The sequence below is a fragment of the Alcaligenes nematophilus genome (genome assembly GCF_026344155.1).
Lineage (GTDB): Bacteria > Pseudomonadota > Gammaproteobacteria > Burkholderiales > Burkholderiaceae_B > Alcaligenes > Alcaligenes phenolicus.
Map to the genome: position 1 here is coordinate 122,020 of NZ_JAPKMZ010000004.1, position 19,935 is coordinate 141,954.

The following is a 19,935-nucleotide window of genomic DNA, read 5'->3' on the forward strand; positions in this document are numbered from 1 at the left end:
CCATGAATCACGCTTCTTTATTCCAATCCCACGACCTGGCTCAGGCCCGCATTCTGGAACCCGAACACCTCTTGCTGCCCCAAGGACCTGTCAGCGGACACGCTGTCCTGATTGAAGAAGGTCGCTTCAGCGATATTGGCACGGTAGAAGAGATAGCCGCCCGTCACCCTGGACTGCCACGTCTGAGCTTGCCCGGCCATTTGCTGATGCCCGGTTTTGTCGATGCACATCATCACGTCACCCAGTCATATGGAAAGTCGTTGGTATATGGCGAACCTTCGGAAATTTTCCGCCGGGTCTGGGTGCCGCTGGAAAGCACCTTGAATGCACGCCATCTGTATGCCTCCAGCAAGCTTTCTGCACTGGAAGCCTTGCGGGGCGGTTTCACGACGGTTTGCGACGCTGGCACGCGATCGTCCGAGGATCTGGACGCGATTGTGCAGGCCACCACAGACGTAGGTATACGCTGTGTTTTGGGGCTGATCTGCAACGACAAGCACAGCGCGGTACTATTGGATGCAGAGCCTATTGTGGCTCGCGCCCAGGCCCACCTTCAGCAATGGGAGCACCATGCTTTGATCAGCCCTTCACTGGCTATCTCTATTCCCGAAGCCGCCAGTGATGCGATGTTGCATCGTATCTATTCCATGAGCGAAGAAGCTGGCCGTGTATTCCAGACCCATGCCAACGAGCATTTGGTAGCGGTAGAGCGCTCCTTGAATGCCCATGGCCGCCGCCCAATCGAGCACCTGGCTCATATTGGTGCGCTGGGTTCGGCCTCCTTGCTGGCCCATGCCACCTTGGTTACCCCCAGCGAAATCCGGCTGCTGGCTGATTTGAACGCTGCCGTTTCCTACAACCCGGTTGCCAGCGCCTGGAAAGGCAATGCCGTCGCTCCTGCCGAAGCCATGCGCGTTCAAGGCATACGTTTGGGCATGGGGACGGACGGCACTCGCAGCGATGCCTTTCGCATGATGGATTATGGCGAGGCGGCGCAACGCTTTGCCTTCGGCATGATAGTGGGCGACTCCTCTTGCGGTGCGGGTTGGACCTGGCTGGATATGGCGACCCGAGGGGGGGCCGAAGTCATAGGCCTGGGAGCTCAAACCGGGCAGATTCGGGTGGGCGCCCAAGCCGACTTCCTCGTGGTCGATCTGCAAGTGCCCGAGATGACACCCTCCTGGGATCTGCCCTGGGAACTGGTTCGGATTGCTGCTCGCGATCAGATTCGGGCTGTCGTTGTCCAAGGCAAGCTGCGTCTGTGGGAAGGCCAGCCTGTGGATTGGGATCCCCTGCCCTTGCTGGAAGAGGTCCGTGAGCTGGCTCGCCATGCGGTCGCGCAATCGGATATCCGCAAGCTGCACGCCCCATCCACCGAACACCTGGCGCGTCACGCCGAGCAGGAAAAGGCCTTGGCATGACAGTAGGTTTGCTGATTGCTTTTGCCGCCGTGCTGGCGGGTGCCTTTATTCAGGGTGCCAGCGGGATGGGTTTTGCCCTGATCGTAGTCCCGGTACTGGCTTTGGTTCATCCCGAGGCCATACCAGGAGCGCTCCTGTTTCTGATGCTGCCGCTGAACGCCTATGTTGCCTGGCGTGAACGTGGGGCGATCGACCGCAGCGGCGCGGGCTGGATCACCGTCGGACGTTTTGCAGGGACTTTTGCCGGTTTGGGGATTTTGCTGGTGCTGTCGACTTACTGGTTAAACCAGTTTGTCGGTATCAGTACCTTGCTGGCTGTACTGGCGTCGGTGCTGGCTCCCAGCTTCACGCCCGGCAAGAAGGCCTTTATTGCCACAGGTCTGGTCACCGGCATCACTGAAACCGCCACCGGCATTGGTGGCCCGCCTTTGGCTCTGGTGTACCAGCACGCCCCTGTCGCTACCCTGCGCTCGACAGTTGCCTTGTGCTTTCTGGTGGGGGAAGTGATTTCACTCGCCGTGCTGGGTATCTCCGGCGCGCTACAGTGGTCCCACCTGAGCTACGCCGTGTTGTGCCTGCCTGCATTGCTGCTGGGGATGGGCTTGAGCAGCCTGGTACATCACAAGCTGGATCAACGCCGTTTGCGCATTGGAGTTCTGGTGTTTGCGACCGTCTCCGGTCTGGCCGTCATGCTGACTTAATCGTCCAGCTGTGTAGAGGCACGGGCCCGAAGTTCCGGCTTTGGGCCCAAAGCCGACAGGCGGCTCTTATCACCCGACAGATGTTCGAACAGCAGTTCTACCGCCAGGGTGGCCACTTGTTCCAGATGAAGATCCACAGCTGTCAACGCCGGTTCTGCGGTACGGGCACGCAAGCCATCGTAACGGGTGGCGATCATTACATCCTGCGGGACACGCAAACCGGCCTGCTGCACAGCCGCCAAGGCGCCCACTGCAAAGGCATCCACAGGCACACATAAGGCATCCGTATCGGGATACTGTGTTAAAAGCCGGGCGCAGGCATCAAATCCACCGGCTTCACCCAAGCTTTCCTCTACCTGCATATAGCGCACTGGCATGGCGTGCGCTGCAGCGAAATTCTCGTAGGCTTTTTTATGGCTGGCGTAAGAGTCACGTGCCGCACTGCTTTGCACCAGGGCGATACGTCGCCGTCCTTGCTCCCACAAGTGATTCAATAACAAATGCGCGGTTGCGGTCGATTGCAGATCAATAAAGGGAATGCTATCTACGCTACCGCCTTGACGCCCAATCGACACCAAGGCCACGCCACGCTCTTGCAACAAGCGCACATTGGGATCATCCGTCATGGGCTCCAACAAAATCGCCCCATCAATATCCAGACCTTCCAGAAAGGCCTGGGCATTTTCCAAAGGCGGCACGAACACCAGAGCCAGGCCGCGCCGCATGGCCGCCTCGGCCGCAATGCCCGCCACTTCCATCATGAAGCCCAGACGCGAAACGCCACCCGACACGGCAAAAGGCATGGACGATACCAGGGCAATGCTGTTGGCCGCCCCCGAGCGCAAGCGCTGCGCTCGTACATTGGGCCTATAGCCCATATCAGCCGCGATCTGTTTGACCTTGGCACGCGTTAACGGGTCCACCACCCCTCTGTCATTCAAGGCGTGTGAAACCGTAGTCAAAGACACCCCTGCCGCCTTGGCGACATCGCGGATGGTGATACGACGAGGGGGGGTAGCAGAGGAACGTGGCAAGGCTGGATCAATCAGAAAAGGGAGAGAGAGGAAAATAGCATAGCGCTGGGAGCTTGTTTACGTAGAGCAAAACAGTGAATCAGCCAAGATCAGCCAAATTTAAAAACAAAGAATCTTAGCTAGAGTGTTTGGCCAAGCTCGTTCAGGAGCCATATTACAAGTTAATACCTACTCAAGGGGACACTAACATTTCGACGCCCCCTCCAGCAGACTGTTAATTGTCAGTGGCGTCTCGCCATAGACACTGCCATTGCAAACGGCAGTGGCTCCTTCGGGATCGCCAGGATAAGTGACGGCGATACAGGAACAAGCAGCAGGAAGCAGGGAAAAACACAAAGCAAACAAGGCCTTGATGTCATTCATTCTTTTCCTGCTCCGTATTTTTCCAAACCGCTCCATGCATTAAAATGCAATAAAACCTAATTTAAGGTAGCCCAGTGAAACTTTCCAATCCTGAGCAATTCAGAATTTGAATCTTATCAATAAACAGGCAGCTCAATCTCAAGACATATCGATCTAAAAATCATAACATTAAGGCGCCAATGAAAAAGCCGCCCATAGGGCGGCCTGGCTAGTTAACGGTCTCCGTTTTTTTTGAGGTTTTATATTGAATCGTGTTTGCTCGGAAAATCACTGGGCCAGTTCATGGGCGTGTCATTCATATCCAAACCTCCTGCTGTTTATTTAATCGAGAAAGCCTAGAACGAATTTTTATCCTAACAAAAAATTTACAAACTTCAAGCACTAAATAGCATATTCAGTGTTTACCCTGTACAAATAGAAACATCAAAAAGGCTCTCGCAAGGAGAGCCTTTTATTTTCCGACTTGTGCCCCCAGATCGGGGCTTACATCAGGAGCGTCGAGCCATGGCCAGGATCACGCCAAAACCTATCATCATGCTGCCGCTAATGCGGTTCACCCAACGCAGACCACGCGCATTTTGCATCACTCCGGACAAACGAGTGCCTACATAGGCATACGCCGCAATCGCGATCACTTCCAGCAGCAGGAAAATCACACCCTGTGTCATGAAGCTAACCCAATAGTTGTTCATATCTACAAACTGCGGGAAGAAGGCGGTGAAGATCAGAATGGCTTTAGGATTGCCGATAGCCACAAAGAACTCTTGGCGCACCAGGCCCCAGATATCTTTTTTGCTCACCTCGGTTTGCTCTGCTGATGTTTTGCTACTGGCACGCAGCACCTTGATACCCAGCCAGATCAGATACGCCGCTCCCGCAAGCTTAACCACGGTAAAGGCCGTCTCCGAAACCATCAACAAGGTTCCCATTCCCAAGGCCGCCACCACAATCATGATGGCAAAGGCGACCAGACGCCCCATGGCCGCTACCATGGCAGTCGACACCCCTTGCTTGGCCCCTACCGTCATGGACAGCAGATTATTAGGTCCGAAGGCCATATTCAGGGCAAAACAGGCGGGCAGAAACAGCAAAAGACTACTAGCGGTCATGATTCCGGCAGGCTCCATAGATAATGCCAGCCATTCAATTTGAAAGGCTGGCATTCGTCGATTGAAAACAGTGTGTATGAACTTTACTCCAGTCAGCTTTAAAATTCAGCCCTCTCAACCGGCCACGGCATTCAGCGCCACTTTGGGCGATGAACGCAAGGACACCATAAACATCAGGAAAGCCAGCATTGCCACGACACCCGGCACGGCAAAGGCCATGAAGTTCATCTGCAAGGGCAACTTGGCCGCCATCAGCGTGCCGCCCAGGAAAGGCCCGGCAATCGCACCGATCCGCCCCACTCCCGACGCCCAGCCCAAGCCCGAGGAACGCATGGACAAGGGATAGAACTGCGCCGTATTGGCGTACAGCAGGATCTGCGTGCCAATGGTGGTGGCACCGGCAATCACGATCAACACATACAGCACCAGAGTCGGGCTCTTGAAACCTAGCAAGGTAATGGACACCGCCGACACCAGAAAGAACCAGGCCACCACTTTAGGCAAGCTGAAACGATCCCCCAGCCAACCACCCAGAATCGCACCAAACATGCCGCCCAGGTTCAAGGCCACCAGGAAGGACAGGCTGGAACCCAGGCTATAGCCCGCGTTGGCCATCAATTTTGGCAACCAGGAACCCAGTGCATAGACCATCAAGAGGCAGCAGAAAAACGCCACCCAAATCATCAAGGTGCCAAGCAAGCGCCCTTCCTTGACCAGATCCAGCATGGGCACACCCGTCTTTTTCTGCTCATGCAAGGTCAAGACGGTATCTTGGGACACACCCATTTCAGGGGCCAAGGTGTGCACAATGCGGCGTGCTTTTTCCTCTTGCCCCTGGCGCATCAGAAACGCCAGTGACTCCGGCAGTTTCCAGACAATAAAAGGCAGCAGCAACAACGGAATGGCTGCACAGAAAAACATGGACTGCCAGCCAAAACGAGGCAGCATGTAGATGCCAATCGCTGCCGACAACAAGCCACCCAATGAATAGCCGCTGAACATGATGGCGACCAAGGTGCTACGCGAGCGCTTGGGCGAATACTCGTTCATCAAAGCCACAGCGTTGGGCATCAAGCCGCCACAGCCCAAGCCGGCCAGAAAGCGGTAGACACCAAACTCGGTCGGTGAGCTCGCAAAGCCATTCAGGAAGGTCGCCAGACTGAACAAGGCAAAGCAGATCGTCACGCCCTTTTTACGGCCAATCTTGTCTGCCAGCGGCCCAAATACAAACGCGCCAAACATCATGCCAAACAAGGCGTAGCTACCCAAGGCCCCCGCTTGCACCGGCGTCAAATTCCACTCGTCCATCAGCACCGGCAAAACCACACCATAAATAAACAAGTCATAGCCATCGAATATCAACAACAAGGCGCACAGGCTCATCACCATCCAGTGAAAGCGCCCGAAGCGCGCCTGCTCAATCACTTCATTAACGTCTAATGTTTTCATGATTTGTCTCCCCCAAATGGAGTTTTTTGTCTTGATGCCCTTCGCTCTACCAGCCGCGCGCATCGTTTGATCAGCCCTGGTCGCCGCCTCCTACTGGCAAGACAGTGCCGGTGATATACGAAGCCTCGTCGGAGGCCAAAAACAAAATGCTGGCGGCCTGTTCATCCAGACTGCCGTAACGCTTCATCAAACTACTAGCCACGGTCTGATCCACAATCTGCTGATACCAGATCGCTTCCTGGGGATCGTCCTGGTTCTGGGTATTGCGGGGAATACGCCGTGGCGGAGCCTCGGTCCCGCCAGGCGAGACAGCATTGACCCGAATGCCGCGCTGGGCATTCTCAAAAGCCAATGAGGCGGTCAAGGCATTGACGCCCCCTTTAGCCGCTGCATACGGCACGCGGTTAATGCTGCGAGTGGCAATCGAGGACACGTTCACAATGGCACCACTACCCTGCTCCTGCATGCTGGGTAAAACGGCATGACAGGACCACAGGGTTGGAAACAGGGAACGGCGTATCTCGGCCTCGATCTGTGCCGGTGTGTAGTGCTCGTAAGGGCGCGTCCAGATCGTTCCCCCGACGTTATTGATCAAAATATCAATACGTCCCCATTTATCCAGCGCCGCCTGGGCCGCAGCCTGAGCACCTTCAACGGTTTCCAGATCCACTTCCAGTGTCAGGACCGCCTCGCTGGCCAGTTCCCGCACCAGCTCGGATCGGTCTACGGCCAGTACCCAGGCTCCTTCAGCCTGCAAGCGCTCGGCAACACGACGGCCAATGCCTTGGGCCGCGCCCGTCACAATGGCCACTTTTTGATGAAAACGCACAGGCGCAGTCATGATCTTTCCTTGTAGGAGTCATCCAACACAGGGCGCCCCGCAAAGGGGCGCTGTCTGAATACATTTATTGGCTGGTAATGAATTTTTCGTAGTAGAAATTCGCAGGAGCATGGGCTTGCGCATCAATGAACTGGCTGACGGCATCCACCATGGGTGGCGGCCCGCACAGGTACACATCCACCTGCCCTTCATGCCAATGCGCCGGATCCAGATGCTGGGTGACGTAGCCTTTGCGCTCGTGGCTGGATTGCGGGTCCACCACGCAGGTGGTGTAGCTAAAGCCGGGCAAACGCTGGGTAAAGGACTCCAACTCTGCCAGCATCACCAGATCCTGATCACGGGTGACGCCATAGACCAGATGCACAGGCTGCTTACAGCCTTGCTTGACCAGGACTTCCAGCATGGACAAGAACGGAGCCAGACCTGTACCACCGGCCAGGAACAGCAAGGGGCGCGTCACCTGCCGCAGATAAAAGCTCCCCAAAGGCCCCGTCATTTCCACCTGCTGGCCTAGCGGCTGCGCTGCCAGCCAGGAGCTCATCAGACCGCCCGGAACCTGCTTGATCAAGAAGCTCAAGCGCGACTCGCCCGGCGCAGAGCTGAAGGAATAGGAGCGATGCGCCTGTCCGCCGGGCACCGTAATATTCACGTACTGCCCAGGCAGAAAAGGCAAAGCTTCATCGGCCGCATCAATCTTCAGCTCGTACGCCGCATCCTCATACTGACGGCATTCCGACACTTGCCCCTGCCACTTGGCCACGGCGGTCTTGCACACGCCCGATGAAATCGGCACAGCAATCACGCAGTCAGACTTGGGAATCATCTGGCAGGTCAGAACCAAACCCTTGTCCGCTTCCTCTTGCGTCAGGGCATCCTCGATGTAGTCATCGCCCTGCTCATACTGACCACTTTCAGCCTGACATTTACAGGTGCCGCACACCCCGTCCGAGCAATCCATAGGCAGATTGATCTGATGGCGATACGCGGCATCCAGCACTTTTTCGTGTTCCCCACAGTCCACGAAACGGGTGACACCGTCCTCAAAATTCAGCGCAATACGATAGCTGTTCACGACTAACCCCGGCTTTAAATGTGATACACATCAATCACTTGACGGATGTAGTCATTCTTGAGCACTACCTTTTTTTGCTCGATCAACCAGCCCTGCTCCTGAGGCGACAAGGTCAGGTAAATCGTGCCGAAGAACTGGTCCGTCACCCGGTAGCGATGGTTAAGCGTCAAAAAGTTGTAGCGGACGTCCACCTGCCCATCGCGCTCGGCCAGAATCTCGATATTGCTGAGCATGTGAGCGGTACGTGGCTCGGGTGTGGAGGCACCGGAGCGCTCGGTCTTGATGCGGAACACCCGATCCTCCAGACCGTTACGGTTGGGATAGAAGATCAAGGAAATCTCGCTATGCGGATCTTCGGTCAACTGATCATCATCATCCCAGCAAGGCATCCAGTACTGGGCGTTGGGGCTATAGCATTCCAGCCATTCATCCCACTGACGGTCATCCAGCAAGCGGGCTTCGCGATACAGGAAAGCGCAAATAGAGTGATACGTTGCGTTCATGGCTTAGGCCTCCCCGTTTTCTGCTTTTAACGCCTGGCTCATGGTCTTGGCCCAGTACTCGTGCTGGCAGACAAACAAGCCTTCATCTTCACTACGCCCGCCACTGATCAAGGGCTTCATGCCCATGGCTTTGGCATTCTCGTCCGGCCCCTGCACCCACAAAGGCGCACCTCGGCTCAAATCATTCCAGGGCGCCGCAATACCCGCATAGCCTTCCTGACAGGCACGGAACTCCTCCAGATCGTCTGCCGTTCCCATGCCGGACACATTGAAAAAGTCTTCGTATTGACGGATACGGATGGCACGTTGCTCGGCGCTTTCCCCTTTGGGACCAAAGCAGTAGATCGTGACTTCCGTCTTGTCCACACTGATAGGACGCGTTACCCGAATCTGGGTAGAGAACTGATCCATCAGATACACATTCGGGTACAGGCACAGATTGCGAGTCTGATTCACGATGAACTCGGCACGGTCCTCGCCCAAACGCTGCTTCAGCTCCTCGCGATGCTCGTAGACCGGACGCACGGTTGGATTCATGGTTTTGGTCCACAGCAAGATATGACCGTAATCAAAGCCATACACGCCACCCAGGCTCTTGCTCCAGCCGTTCGCATCCACCGCTTGCGTGCCGCCCTCTTTTCGGCGACCCATGGTGGCGGAGTAATTCCAGTGCACGCTGCTGACGTGGTAGCCATCCGCGCCGTTTTCCATCTGCAGTTTCCAGTTGCCATCGTAGATATAGGAAGAATTGCCACGCAGCACTTCCAGACCTTCAGGGGCTTGATCCACGATCTGATCGATGATGACTTTGGTTTCACCCAGATACTCGTCCAGAGACACCACATCCGGGTTCAGGCTGCCAAACAGGAAGCCGCGATAGTTCTCAAAGCGCGCGACACGCTTCAAGTCGTGCGAGCCTTCGGTATTGAACTGCTCGGGATACTGGGTGTTTTTCTCGTCCTTGACCTTGAGCAGCTTGCCCGCGTTATTGAAGGTCCAGCCATGGAAAGGACAGGTAAAGCTGCCTTTATTGCCATGCTTGCGGCGGCACAACATGGCGCCGCGGTGAGCACAGGCATTGATAAAGGCATTCAAGCCACCGTCTTTACCACGCGTCAAAAACACGGGTTGACGACCAATATAGGTAGTGAAGTAATCATTCACATTGGGCAGCTGGCTTTCATGCGCCAGGTAGACCCAATTGCCTTCAAAAATATGCTTCATCTCCAGCTCGAACAGATCCGGATTCGTGAAGATGTCACGACGGCAGCGATACACGCCTGTTTCTTGGTTTTCTTCCAGGGCGGTATCAAGCAAGTGCCTGATATCTTTGGTTTTATCCATAAGGACTGACATAATGTGGCCTTTATGAGAGTTGCAGCCGTCCCTGCCCATGCCCATGAAGGCATAGCAAGTACGCGTGATAGAAAAGAAAAATCGCTCCGGATTGAGACCGGACTGACTCGTGGCAGCGTATTGCTGGCTTAGCCTTGAGCCTGAATCAAACCCGATAGGGACACCGTCGGGCCGATATTGCCCAGCCCACTCTCGCAAGGAAATTCGGGGCTGTTCTGCATGACGTTCATTACAGTCTTTGCTCCAGCAGGCTTCCAATACAATATCGGTCCCGCTCTATAGCAAAATGCTATAGTTTGTTTTTTTTCCAATAAAATCAGCAACTTGTATGGCATGAAAAACAAAACCTATCGTTAACCCTAGAGCTTGTCAGGTATATGCTTGAAGCTTGGATGGTCGAGATAGGTGATATATTGGTCCGGATTTTCTGGACCTGGACCACGGGCAAAGCATATGGACTTGAAACAAATCCGCTACTTTGTTGCGGTCGCCAAAGCGCGCAATTTCACTCGCGCTGCCGAGCAGTTGCACATTGCCCAACCTGCACTCAGCAGACAGATTCAGTTGCTGGAACAAGAACTCAATGTTTTGCTGCTGTCACGGGAGAGCCGCCCCCTGCAGCTAACCGAAGCGGGCCGCATTTTTTACGAGCAATCCCTGCAATTGCTCAATCGTGTGGAGGTCATGAAAGCGGCGACCACTGAAGTCGGCCTGAACCAGCGCCCGCAATTGTCGATTGGCTTTGTAGCTTCCACCTTGTACGGCGGTCTGCCTATCCTGATTCAGAAGTTCCGCCACGCCTACCCGGATATCCGCTTTCACTTTCTGGAACTCACCAGCAGCCAGCAGATTGCCGCCTTGCGCGCCGGACGCATTGATATTGCCTTTGGACGTGTGCGTATTCATGACAGCGCGGTGTGCCGTACTGTCTTGCGTGAAGAGCGCCTGGTGCTGGCGATTCCGCCGAAAATTGACTTGGCCAGGGATCGGGGGCCGGTGTCCTTGCAGGTCATCGCCGATCACGCCTTTATTGTGTATCCCAAGTCCCCACGCCCCAGCTTTGCCGATCATGTATTGAATATCCTGCATGACAACGCCATCTTTCCCACCGAAGTGCATGAAGTACTGGAGTTGCAGACGGCCATGGGACTGGTCGCGGGCGGCGTGGGCTTGTGCCTGATTCCTTCAGCCGCACAAATACGCAGTGATCTGGTCTACCGGCTGATTGACGACGAGAAAGTGACTTCGCCCATTATTTTCAGCCACAGGAAAAACGACAACTCCTGGTACATCGCCCAGATGCATGCCTTTATTGAGGAAATGTATGCGGAGAACCCGCCCTGGCTGATTCCGGGACACAGCGCCTTGAGTAACGGGCCGCCACCCTGTTGATGGCTGCAAGCCTATGAGCAACTGGCCTGCTCAGGCTTGCAGCGAAACCTTCTGCCTCACCTGCTTGCGCTGATACGGTCAGACGGCAAAGCTGCCACCGTCTAATACAACAAGGCCCTGCAAAGCGTCGTTAACGCTTCTTGCAAGGCCAGATAGATGCGGCGTTCACGACCACCAGCCGCAGACCTTTTCACTGAAAAAAGGTCTGCTCGGCAGTCAGTTAAAACCGCTTAGATGCGCTTGAACAACGCCGAACGCACCTTGCCAGTAGCACCATCTGCGGCTGTCAGGAACTGTTCCATGTGAATATCGCGCTCGAAGAGGCGACTTTGCATCAAAGTGGAAATGGCCGCTTCAATCATAGGGGGCGGGCCACACAAGTAGGCCTTGTTACCCGAGCAACGCTGCTCAAAGAACTGCCCCACGGCTTCATGCACAAAGCCCACAAAGCCTTCCCAGGCATCATCCGGCAAAGGCGCATTCAAGGCCGGAATGTAGTGGAAATTGTCGTGCTTTTCGGCCAGTTGATAGAAATGATCCGCATGATACAGCTCGGCTTTATTGCGCGCACCCTGGAACAGATAAATAGGACGGGTATCGCCCTCTTCCAGCAAGTCCATAATCATGGATTCGGGGCTGGACAGGCCCGAGCCACCCGCGATAAAAATGGCGCCTTGCGGGTCGGACTTGCGCACAAAGAACTGACCATAAGGGCCAGACACATCCAGAGACTGCCCCACTTGCAGTTCATCATGAAGCCAGGTCGTGCCGGCGCCCCCTTCTACCTTACGTACATGCAAATCAATAATGCCGCTCATGGACGGCGGATTCGCAATGGAGAAAGCACGGGTGCTGTCGATGGACGGCACATGCAGGTTGATGTACTGCCCGGCCTGAAACGCCATCGGACGATCCAGCTCCAGACGGATGTGCTTGATCGTGGGCGACAAGTCTTCAATCAGGACGACCTTGCCCTGATAATCCTCGACAGGCAGGCCCTGGAAATCCGGGTCCACATCCACGTCGGCCTCGATGACCATATCGGATTCGGGCAGACAGCAGCAAGCCAGCAGCTTGCCTTCGTCCCGCTCCGAATCCATCAAGGCAAAGCTGGACGCATCGCCTGCGTCTGCATAGCCTTCCAGCACCTGCACCTTGCAGGTGCCACACGTGCCATGTCCACAGGCAAAAGGCAACCAAACCCCTTGTCGCAACGCAGCGTCCAACAAGGTTTGTCCATCTTCCACCTCTACCACATCACCTGTGGGTTCTACGGTTACCTGATACGTCATTGCTGCCTCCGCCTCTTATACGCCCGTACCCTTGTAGCCATTCAGGCCCGGGGTCTTGAAACGCAACAAGGATTTGTGATCAAAGCCCTTGGAACCCAGGGTGTCGTCAGGATTCAGTTCAACCGCCTCGCCATTCAAATTCCATTGCACCTTGCTCCATTCGATCTGCTCAAAGTCAGGATGCTGGGCAAAGCCGGCAGGCAACAGTTGCTGGATCATCTGGGACACGGTCATGTCGGGCTGAACCAGAAAGGCCTTGGCCGAGCAGAACAAAAGGTGCTCGTCCCAGCCGATATACAGCAACATGCTGTCGCCATAGTGCGACTGCTGGTCGCGCGCATAGCCTTGGTAGTCCGGGGTAATTGCAGTAACTGCCATATTGATCTCCAATTTTTATAGGTAGTGGCAGTGCCCACCAAGGCACTGCCCTTTTTCTAGCGTGACTAGGCCGTCACTCCTTTCCATTCGTTCCAGCGCGCTTCGTCCACCGAACCCTTGAAGTCCATATTGTCGACACCTACGTTCAGCTGGTAGTAGTCGCTCAGGATTTTCTCCAGCTCGGGACCACCGCAGCCACCTTGCAGGATCTGGTTCACTGGCAGCCAGGCCTGGATGTACTTTTCAGGCTCATGCTCGAAAATGTCGCGGCAACCGTCCGAGCAGGTGTGATAGCGCTCGCCCTTGTACTGGCTTTGGCGGTAGGTGATTTCGTCGGGTTTTTCCATGTCGGTAAAGGTCATGGGCACCTGACATACCTGACACAGCTGCGGCAGACCGCTGGAGTAGAAGCGCTTGCCTTCGGCTTCCATCTTCTTGGCCATTTCCCAGCGTGGGCGGTAGTACTTGTCGAAAGTATCGGGGTACTTGGCGCTCAACCAATCCAGTTCCTCGTCGCTGGGGATCCAGGTGTGGAAACCGGCAGCGTGACCGAAGTTGTAGAAGATCCACCAGGCCTGGTGCGAGATGTGCTCTTTCTCTTTCTCGATCACTTCGCTGTACTTGGGCATGCGAATGCCGTAGCGGGCCAGATCCTTGAACAGAGCACCGCCGGCCTGCTCGAAATAGACTTCCCAGGCTTCTTTCCAGGACATGACCTTGTTGGGCAGCATGTAGTCCATCATCATGCCAACCACGGACAGCAGACGGGTACCGCGCCAGAACCATTTGTCGATCCACTGCTGAACGATAGGCACGTTGTCTTCGTGCTGCTCCAGCAGGAACTTGATCACTTCCAGGCCCAGCGTCATGTGGCGTGCTTCGTCAGACTGCGAGCTGAAACCGAAAGTCACCGTGGCCATGTCGCCGTTGTAGGCTGCACCCGACATGAAGGGCACGAACAGCAGGTTGGTCAGCACGTACTCGAAGGAGAAGCTGATCGCCAGCAGGAACTCGAAGGGACCGGCAGCGCGGGCATCTTCAAAGAAAGACTTGGGCACGGACAGGTACCAGACCCGGTCGTGCATATGGCTCCAGTCCTGGAAGCCATTGAAAAACTTGTTGTAATGGCTCATGGCGTGAACCTGCGTCTGGACGTGACGCAGCTCGTCAATCGACTGCATCTGACACGCAATACGTGCGCCGATGCCGCTGAATTGACGTCCCACATGGGAGTAGCCCTGGTAAGCCTGGTATTCCAGCGGGGTCACCGCGGTCAGGAACACCTTGATCGCGTTCAAGTAACGCGGATCGGAAATATTCATCTGGCCATTGTTCTGCGCGAAGGCATCAAAAATGGCGTACAGCTTCTTTTCTTTTTCGGCCTGGTATTTCCAGTACGCGTCCATTGTCAGACGGAACGGATCTTCCCATTTGGACCAATCGGTAATCTTGATGCCCTCAAACTCCTCGTAGGGGAAGGCGTCCTTGCGATCCTGGTAGCTGAATTCCCAGTCCAGATCACGAGTCAGATAGCGATATTTGTCTTTGATATTTAGTTTTTTCGTGGCCATGTTGCCCCCTTTTCTGATTTAGCTGTTCCAGTGCAAAAACAAGCGGTCTTCATCTTCATCCACGTTGCCACCCAAGGTGATCAGATTCAGATGCAGCTCCTGCATGTCCCACTGCTGCCCATACTTTTCTTCCACGGTCTCGCGCTTGACGGTCAGCTGGCCCACGCACTCAATGCGAATCATGGCTGGCTGATAAATCACCGTGGCGTCCGGGTTGTCTTCTTCGATGGCCTCGACGATGTAGCGCGACATGTCGTTGTCTTGCAGACCGATATAAACCTTGGATGTCATCAGGCTTCTCCACCCAGGCTCAAGCCTGCTTTCGTGACGCGTTTGGCAATGGTTTCCTGCGCTTGCTCCCAGACCTGATCCGCCTGGTCGGCAAAGGCAGCCTGGATGTACGGCATGAAGGCGGCTTGCACTTGTGGCAGCCACTGATTCAGCCAGCTTTGCAGTTGCTGCTTGTTTTCCTCACCTTCAGCCGCCGCGATCTTGAAGACGCTATCGCTCCAGTTGGACAGGTCTTTATGGCACTCCAGCATGAACTCCAGCAGCATATCCAGATCGCGGCCGCCTTCCTTGGCCAGATCCGCGACCAGACCCTGATACACCACTTGATGCACCACGGTATTGATCAGCAAGGACTGCACCAACAGCAGTTCAAACCAGTCTTTCTGGACCAGCGTTTTTTCGCACAAGGCGCGCAGACCTTGCCAGGCCGCATCCTGCATCCAGGCCTCTTTGGCTTGGCTCAGGGAATCGGCGCTATTGCCATCAATCAGCAGCCCAATACGGGAGACGTATTGCGCCATACCCAGCGAGTCCATCCCGGCATAGAGACAGGCTTGGGTAATGGTGGTGCCATACCCGTAAGCCGAGCCGGACATGAAATTCAGGTTGGCGGTTTGCTCGATGTGACGCAAAGGCAGCAGCAAGCGGGTGACCTTGGCTTTGACGTCCTCGCTCAGATACTGGGCCAGTTCCCGCTTTTCAAAAAAGCCGTAATTGGTTTCAGCCGATTCCTGCATGCGGGCACGGTTTTGCACGTAAGCACCGTAGTAGAACTGACGAGGGTCACGGAACACATACCAGTCCTTCATTTGAATGGCGGTGTGTGTGGGGTCGTTCAGGGTCTTGTCCGGCATCCACAGGGGTCGGTAATGGAAGTTGGCCGTCGCCTGGGCGTCGTATGTGGCTTCCTGGTAGCGCGTGGCCGGTTTTTCGCCAAAGCGGCGGGCCACGTTGGCAAAGGTTTGCCGCACGGGCTGCAAACTGGCCGTTTTAATTTCTAATGTCATCCTCTTGTTCTCCTGAATAAAACCTACTGGGCTTCAGCCTGACGACTGTTGCCGACCAAAGTGTCATAACCAAAACGCCATTTCTCTTCGTTCTCGTCATTGACCCGCATTTGCTCATCGCTCATGGGCTGGACATTGTTTTGCAGACAAAACTGCTCAAACGCCGCCGGGGGCATGACCAGTTCCACAAACAGGTCCGGCTGGCCGATGGCAAAATCAAATTCCACAAAACGGGCGTTGGCCGGACTGCGTACGCGTACGTACTTTGTCAAAGTGGGCAAGCTCGTGTCTGACATCTGTTCTCCTCCTGATCAAGCTGTTGCATGAGTGTCCACAGCCTGTTCATAGCAAACCGCGTGCCAACTTTAAATTTGAAGGATTTAACCCTTTAGGATTAAAGAGATAGCTGAAACCCGGCCTAGAAGGAATGCGGCCTGCGAAGGGGTGGCGGCAGGAAAATTGATCATTTGATCAAGTGCTTAGCGCCTTTTTCATCAAATGCTGAGTTAGGGTAAAACCTTAGAAAAATCCGTTTTATCCGTCCTCTGGACACTATTATGTTTTCCTTGAGCCACTAGAAAGACAGGCGGCATACTGGTTTTAGAACACTCAAAACCACAATAAGAAATCACAGGATGGAGACAGCCATGGGGGCTACTGAACTCACACTGCCATTAAGTCAGGACCTGATCGACGCCATTCGTTTTGATGCGCGGGAAGGCAAAATATGGTTTGGCGAGCAGCGCATGCTCTTGCTGCACGCCAGCGGTTTTGGCCAGCTACGCAAGGAACTGATTGCCTCTTTGGGCAGCGAGCGCGCCAAATACTTTCTGATGCGCTTTGGCTACCACGCGGGCATGAAAGATGCCGAGGTCTCACAAAAAGTGCGCCCGGACCTGTCACTGAAAGAGACCTTTTTGGCCGGCCCGCAAATGCACACCATCCGCGGCATGGTCAAGGTCGTGCCCACCGCCCTGACCTTTGACCGCGACGCAGGCCAGTACTACGGCGAATTTGACTGGTTTGACTCCTATGAAGTCAGCAATCACCAGAAAGAACATGGCCAGTCCAGCGAGCCGGTCTGTTGGAGCTTGCTGGGCTATGCCAGCGGCTACACCAGCTTCTATATGGGCAAGAGCATCATTTACAAGGAAACCCAATGCGGCGCCATGGGCCATAGCCACTGCAAGATCGTGGGCAAGCCAGCCGAGGAATGGGAAGATGATGACCCCGAGATTGACCGTTTCATGCTGCCCGATCCAGTCCAGGACGAACTGTTTGCCTTGCGATGTGAGCTGGTGAAGTTGCGCGAACAGGAGTTCAAGCACTCCAGCGCCAACTTCACCTTGCCCAACTCCATTGGTCAGTCCGCCGCTTACCAGGCCGCCTGTCATCTGCTGGAAAAGGCGGCGCAGAGCAAAGTCTCCGTGCTGCTGCTGGGGGAAACCGGCGTAGGGAAAGAAGCTTTCGCACGCGGCCTGCACGCCGCCAGCGACCGGGCTGATCAACCCTTTGTTGCAGTGAACTGTGCATCCATTCCCCCGGAGCTGATTGAGTCAGAGCTGTTTGGTGTCGAGAAAGGCGCTTATACCGGCGCACATAAATCCCGCCCCGGACGCTTTGAGCGTGCCCAGAGCGGCACCATCTTTCTGGATGAAATCGTGGAGCTATCGCCACGGTCCCAAGCCGCCCTGCTGCGTGTATTGCAAGAACAGGAACTGGAACGCGTGGGTGATGAGAACACTCGCCATATCGACGTGCGCGTGGTGGCGGCCACTAACGAGGATTTGGCCGAAGCCGTACAGAAAGGCACCTTCCGTGCCGACCTGTACTACCGCCTGAATGTCTTTCCCATTCACATTCCGCCGCTGCGCGAGCGTAAAGAAGACATTCCGCTGCTGACCGAATACTTTCTGAACAAATACTCCAGCATGTACAAAAAACACGTGCTGGGAGTGAGCGACCGCAGCCGTGAATTACTGATGCAATACGACTGGCCAGGCAATATCCGCGAATTTGAAAACATGATCGAACGTGGGGTCATCCTGACCGAGCACAATCACGAAATCGAAACTCACCACCTGTTCCCGCAACAGAAAAGTGCCTTGCAGTATTTGAGCAGTTTGAATACGCAAGGCTTTATGGCGAAAGAGTCCTGTTTCAGCGCGAACCAGACGCAATATCTGGAGAACCTGCTGGAAACGCCCTTCAACCTGGACGACCTGGAAGAACAAATCATCCAGCTGACGCTGAAGAAAACGAACGGGAATATTTCAGAAGCAGCACGACGATTGGGGCTGACACGGCCGGCGTTGGCGTATCGCTTAAAAAAGGTGACGATGCCAGCCTGAACAAGGCATCCATAAGCCCGCTTTGGCGAGCAGTTGAAACCTTTAATTGAGTCCGCCTAATCAATCCGAAAACCCGGGCAGAAAATTATTCGCAAGACAAAATCATCAAAATCTTCTAGAAACCAACAAGCTTAAAAAACCACAACCCAGCACACAAAGACAATACAGACGGCCAAGTCGCTATAATCGCCAAGACAATTTTTAAAAACAACACCAGAAAAACTGATTTTTTAAAAATAATGCGGATTTCAGGAAAAATAAAAAACCCAAAAAATTCGTGGCAAAGCGAATAGCAAGCAGAGAAATCAAGGAGCCTTACGGCTCCTTATTTTTTATTAATCAAGTAATTGTACTTTTACCGTGAGGCCTGATATGTCTACAAATAACTCAACTGCTCAAGCCATGCTTTATGATGCCAACAAAAAAAGCCTGGGCGTGACCTACCTGCTCTGGTTTTTCCTGGGCACGCTAGGTGGCCATCGCTTTTACATGGGTAAAACGGGTAGCGCCATTGCCATTTTGGTGCTGACCATTCTGGGCGCACTGCTCAGCGTGATGGGGGTTGGGCTGATCATGTTGGGGGTTGCACTGGTATGGGTTCTGGTAGACGCCTTCCTGATCCCGGGCTGGGTACGCAACAAAAACACCTTGCTCGCCACTTCCTTGTCTAACAATGCAGGTCTGCCCGGCTAAACTTGATATGAGCCGTCCTGAAAAGGTTTCTTTTAAGGACGGCTCAGTGATACAGAAATGAAACGCACACTACTCATCGCATTTTTCCTTATCACCTGCACACTGAGTGCTTTATTCGCCTGGAATTATTTTTCCATCTGGCAGCCCGTTTCCCAGAGTCTTGATAAAGACCATAGAAACAAAACAATTGAAGTCAGAGCCCATTATCAGTACGCCCTCAACCCAAATGTCCTGGTGTTTGATCTACGGTCGTTCTCGGCAGAGACCAGTCAAATCGATATCATGCGCGTACTTTTTCAGACAGCAGACAGCTTGCGTGAAAAATCATTTGAACAAGTTATTCTGGCCTATCAAGGAACAGAGAAATTTGCGCTATCGGGAAAATACTTCAAGAAAATCGGCAAAGAATACGCCTGGCAAAATCCCATCGTCCTGACCCGTACCTTTGCCGAGAACGTCACGGATCTGCAAGGAAAGCCGGCTTTCGGCACCTGGACCGGGGGAATATTTGCGGTCATGAAAAACCAGCTGGACGACCTTGCTACCTTGCATCGTCGATGGTACTTGGACGACTGGATTGCAAACATACGCTGACAGACATTTCAGCCCCTTTAGCTGACTTGACTGCAGGCTCCTGCCCCTTGCGCTGGCCTGATTTCCCCCACCCATTACAATGGGGGCTTATCTAAGGAGTCGTATGTTGGAATTTCAGCCCCGTGAACGGGCGTATTTAGAGAGTATCCATGCCCTGTCGCAAGATCAGGACAGCAATGAAGTGTTTGTAGGACTGAGCCTGACCGAGTCCATCTGGTACGCAAACTATGTGAAGCAGTCTTACCAAGGGGACGTGGCACGCGGCGATGAGGCCGAAGCTCGTTACCTGAGCCTGCATGAGCAGCACGAGCAAGCACGTTGTGCCGTTCTTGCCGCTGAATCGCTACTGCAATCGTTTGACACAGCGGCACAGTAGGACCCCGTATAGCGACACGCCTCAAGCTGGCGCATCGCCCATAAAAAGCCCGCCCATGTTTCAACAGGCGGGCTTTTTTATTACATACGGATTCACGCATTTTTCAGGCTGCCCTCACGCCCCAGCAAGCTCGGCGACAAC

At 54.4% G+C, this 19,935-nt stretch carries 20 protein-coding genes; 7 read left to right on the plus strand and 13 right to left on the minus strand.

Annotated elements, in window-relative coordinates:
* Positions 1-2 precede the first annotated feature (2 nt).
* Both OSH04_RS11800 and OSH04_RS11805 read left to right on the plus strand, forming a co-directional pair.
* Complete coding sequence (locus OSH04_RS11800; RefSeq protein ID WP_266108527.1) at positions 3-1,421, plus strand: amidohydrolase family protein; 1,419 nt, start codon at positions 3-5, stop codon at positions 1,419-1,421.
* Positions 1,418-2,122 (plus strand): sulfite exporter TauE/SafE family protein, encoded by a 705-nt coding sequence (locus OSH04_RS11805; RefSeq protein WP_035267713.1) that lies wholly within the window; start codon positions 1,418-1,420, stop codon positions 2,120-2,122. The genes OSH04_RS11800 and OSH04_RS11805 overlap by 4 nt, the downstream gene beginning before the upstream one ends.
* Here OSH04_RS11805 and OSH04_RS11810 read toward each other — a convergent pair.
* The 7 genes from OSH04_RS11810 to OSH04_RS11840 form a co-directional block, all read right to left on the minus strand.
* Positions 2,119-3,156: a LacI family DNA-binding transcriptional regulator gene (locus tag OSH04_RS11810; protein WP_031232111.1), complete on the minus strand. Its 1,038-nt coding sequence runs from the start codon at positions 3,154-3,156 to the stop codon at positions 2,119-2,121. The genes OSH04_RS11805 and OSH04_RS11810 overlap by 4 nt on opposite strands.
* Positions 3,157-4,007: 851 nt before the next feature.
* The gene (locus OSH04_RS11815; protein WP_031232112.1) at positions 4,008-4,628 is read right to left on the minus strand and encodes a LysE family translocator; all 621 of its coding nucleotides are present in this window, start codon (positions 4,626-4,628) and stop codon (positions 4,008-4,010) included.
* 114 nt (positions 4,629-4,742) lie between these two features.
* On the minus strand, positions 4,743-6,077 hold the full coding sequence (locus tag OSH04_RS11820) for an MFS transporter (RefSeq protein WP_266108528.1): 1,335 nt from the start codon (positions 6,075-6,077) through the stop codon (positions 4,743-4,745).
* 70 nt (positions 6,078-6,147) lie between these two features.
* Positions 6,148-6,918 (minus strand): 1,6-dihydroxycyclohexa-2,4-diene-1-carboxylate dehydrogenase, encoded by a 771-nt coding sequence (locus OSH04_RS11825; protein WP_035267721.1) that lies wholly within the window; start codon positions 6,916-6,918, stop codon positions 6,148-6,150.
* Between the two features lie 64 nt (positions 6,919-6,982).
* Positions 6,983-7,990: a benzoate 1,2-dioxygenase electron transfer component BenC gene (gene benC / locus OSH04_RS11830; protein ID WP_088452762.1), complete on the minus strand. Its 1,008-nt coding sequence runs from the start codon at positions 7,988-7,990 to the stop codon at positions 6,983-6,985.
* A 14-nt stretch (positions 7,991-8,004) separates the two neighbouring features.
* Positions 8,005-8,493: a benzoate 1,2-dioxygenase small subunit gene (gene benB, locus OSH04_RS11835; protein WP_009454444.1), complete on the minus strand. Its 489-nt coding sequence runs from the start codon at positions 8,491-8,493 to the stop codon at positions 8,005-8,007.
* Positions 8,494-8,496: 3 nt separating this feature from the next.
* Positions 8,497-9,849 carry a Rieske 2Fe-2S domain-containing protein gene (locus OSH04_RS11840; RefSeq protein WP_083053605.1) on the minus strand — a complete coding sequence of 451 codons (1,353 nt, stop codon included), beginning with the start codon at positions 9,847-9,849 and terminating at the stop codon, positions 8,497-8,499.
* A gap of 453 nt (positions 9,850-10,302) precedes the next feature.
* Here OSH04_RS11840 and OSH04_RS11845 point away from each other — a divergent pair, with 453 nt between their 5' ends.
* On the plus strand, positions 10,303-11,241 hold the full coding sequence (locus OSH04_RS11845) for a LysR family transcriptional regulator (protein WP_266108529.1): 939 nt from the start codon (positions 10,303-10,305) through the stop codon (positions 11,239-11,241).
* Positions 11,242-11,471: 230 nt separating this feature from the next.
* Here OSH04_RS11845 and OSH04_RS11850 read toward each other — a convergent pair whose 3' ends face one another.
* The 6 genes from OSH04_RS11850 to OSH04_RS11875 all read right to left on the minus strand — a co-directional run bounded on the left by OSH04_RS11850 (position 11,472) and on the right by OSH04_RS11875 (position 16,076).
* Positions 11,472-12,533, minus strand: coding sequence for an NADH:ubiquinone reductase (Na(+)-transporting) subunit F (locus OSH04_RS11850; RefSeq protein ID WP_035267734.1), 1,062 nt, complete (start codon positions 12,531-12,533; stop codon positions 11,472-11,474).
* A 15-nt stretch (positions 12,534-12,548) separates the two neighbouring features.
* On the minus strand, positions 12,549-12,911 hold the full coding sequence (locus OSH04_RS11855; protein WP_035267737.1) for a phenol hydroxylase subunit P4: 363 nt from the start codon (positions 12,909-12,911) through the stop codon (positions 12,549-12,551).
* A gap of 65 nt (positions 12,912-12,976) precedes the next feature.
* Entirely contained in the window at positions 12,977-14,482 is a 1,506-nt protein-coding gene (locus OSH04_RS11860; protein WP_021446663.1) for an aromatic/alkene/methane monooxygenase hydroxylase/oxygenase subunit alpha, read from the minus strand.
* Positions 14,483-14,500: 18 nt separating this feature from the next.
* Positions 14,501-14,773, minus strand: coding sequence for an MmoB/DmpM family protein (locus OSH04_RS11865; protein WP_003800437.1), 273 nt, complete (start codon positions 14,771-14,773; stop codon positions 14,501-14,503).
* Positions 14,773-15,780 (minus strand): aromatic/alkene monooxygenase hydroxylase subunit beta, encoded by a 1,008-nt coding sequence (locus OSH04_RS11870; protein WP_266108531.1) that lies wholly within the window; start codon positions 15,778-15,780, stop codon positions 14,773-14,775. The genes OSH04_RS11865 and OSH04_RS11870 overlap by 1 nt, the downstream gene beginning before the upstream one ends.
* Positions 15,781-15,803: 23 nt before the next feature.
* Positions 15,804-16,076: a phenol hydroxylase subunit gene (locus tag OSH04_RS11875; RefSeq protein ID WP_009454452.1), complete on the minus strand. Its 273-nt coding sequence runs from the start codon at positions 16,074-16,076 to the stop codon at positions 15,804-15,806.
* 351 nt (positions 16,077-16,427) lie between these two features.
* Between OSH04_RS11875 and OSH04_RS11880 the strand changes: the two genes are divergently transcribed.
* The 4 genes from OSH04_RS11880 (at position 16,428) to OSH04_RS11895 (ending at position 19,794) form a co-directional block, all read left to right on the plus strand.
* Positions 16,428-18,131, plus strand: a complete 1,704-nt coding sequence (locus tag OSH04_RS11880) for a sigma-54-dependent Fis family transcriptional regulator (RefSeq protein ID WP_035267740.1) — start codon at positions 16,428-16,430, stop codon at positions 18,129-18,131.
* 372 nt (positions 18,132-18,503) lie between these two features.
* The gene (locus tag OSH04_RS11885; protein ID WP_026482708.1) at positions 18,504-18,824 is read left to right on the plus strand and encodes a TM2 domain-containing protein; all 321 of its coding nucleotides are present in this window, start codon (positions 18,504-18,506) and stop codon (positions 18,822-18,824) included.
* Positions 18,825-18,881: 57 nt separating this feature from the next.
* Entirely contained in the window at positions 18,882-19,418 is a 537-nt protein-coding gene (locus OSH04_RS11890; RefSeq protein ID WP_035267742.1) for a hypothetical protein, read from the plus strand.
* A 103-nt stretch (positions 19,419-19,521) separates the two neighbouring features.
* Positions 19,522-19,794 (plus strand): hypothetical protein, encoded by a 273-nt coding sequence (locus tag OSH04_RS11895; protein ID WP_035267745.1) that lies wholly within the window; start codon positions 19,522-19,524, stop codon positions 19,792-19,794.
* The last annotated feature ends 141 nt before the right edge of the window (positions 19,795-19,935 follow it).

Coding starts and splice junctions, on each gene's coding strand:
- OSH04_RS11800 (WP_266108527.1), top strand. CDS start 3: ATGAATCACGCTTCTTTATTCCAATCCCACGACCTGGCTCAGGCCCGC.
- OSH04_RS11805 (WP_035267713.1), top strand. CDS start 1,418: ATGACAGTAGGTTTGCTGATTGCTTTTGCCGCCGTGCTGGCGGGTGCC.
- OSH04_RS11815 (WP_031232112.1), bottom strand. CDS start 4,628: ATGACCGCTAGTAGTCTTTTGCTGTTTCTGCCCGCCTGTTTTGCCCTG.
- OSH04_RS11820 (WP_266108528.1), bottom strand. CDS start 6,077: ATGAAAACATTAGACGTTAATGAAGTGATTGAGCAGGCGCGCTTCGGG.
- OSH04_RS11825 (WP_035267721.1), bottom strand. CDS start 6,918: ATGACTGCGCCTGTGCGTTTTCATCAAAAAGTGGCCATTGTGACGGGC.
- benB (WP_009454444.1), bottom strand. CDS start 8,493: ATGAACGCAACGTATCACTCTATTTGCGCTTTCCTGTATCGCGAAGCC.
- OSH04_RS11840 (WP_083053605.1), bottom strand. CDS start 9,849: ATGTCAGTCCTTATGGATAAAACCAAAGATATCAGGCACTTGCTTGAT.
- OSH04_RS11845 (WP_266108529.1), top strand. CDS start 10,303: ATGGACTTGAAACAAATCCGCTACTTTGTTGCGGTCGCCAAAGCGCGC.
- OSH04_RS11850 (WP_035267734.1), bottom strand. CDS start 12,533: ATGACGTATCAGGTAACCGTAGAACCCACAGGTGATGTGGTAGAGGTG.
- OSH04_RS11855 (WP_035267737.1), bottom strand. CDS start 12,911: ATGGCAGTTACTGCAATTACCCCGGACTACCAAGGCTATGCGCGCGAC.
- OSH04_RS11860 (WP_021446663.1), bottom strand. CDS start 14,482: ATGGCCACGAAAAAACTAAATATCAAAGACAAATATCGCTATCTGACT.
- OSH04_RS11865 (WP_003800437.1), bottom strand. CDS start 14,773: ATGACATCCAAGGTTTATATCGGTCTGCAAGACAACGACATGTCGCGC.
- OSH04_RS11870 (WP_266108531.1), bottom strand. CDS start 15,780: ATGACATTAGAAATTAAAACGGCCAGTTTGCAGCCCGTGCGGCAAACC.
- OSH04_RS11875 (WP_009454452.1), bottom strand. CDS start 16,076: ATGTCAGACACGAGCTTGCCCACTTTGACAAAGTACGTACGCGTACGC.
- OSH04_RS11880 (WP_035267740.1), top strand. CDS start 16,428: ATGGGGGCTACTGAACTCACACTGCCATTAAGTCAGGACCTGATCGAC.
- OSH04_RS11885 (WP_026482708.1), top strand. CDS start 18,504: ATGTCTACAAATAACTCAACTGCTCAAGCCATGCTTTATGATGCCAAC.
- OSH04_RS11890 (WP_035267742.1), top strand. CDS start 18,882: ATGAAACGCACACTACTCATCGCATTTTTCCTTATCACCTGCACACTG.
- OSH04_RS11895 (WP_035267745.1), top strand. CDS start 19,522: ATGTTGGAATTTCAGCCCCGTGAACGGGCGTATTTAGAGAGTATCCAT.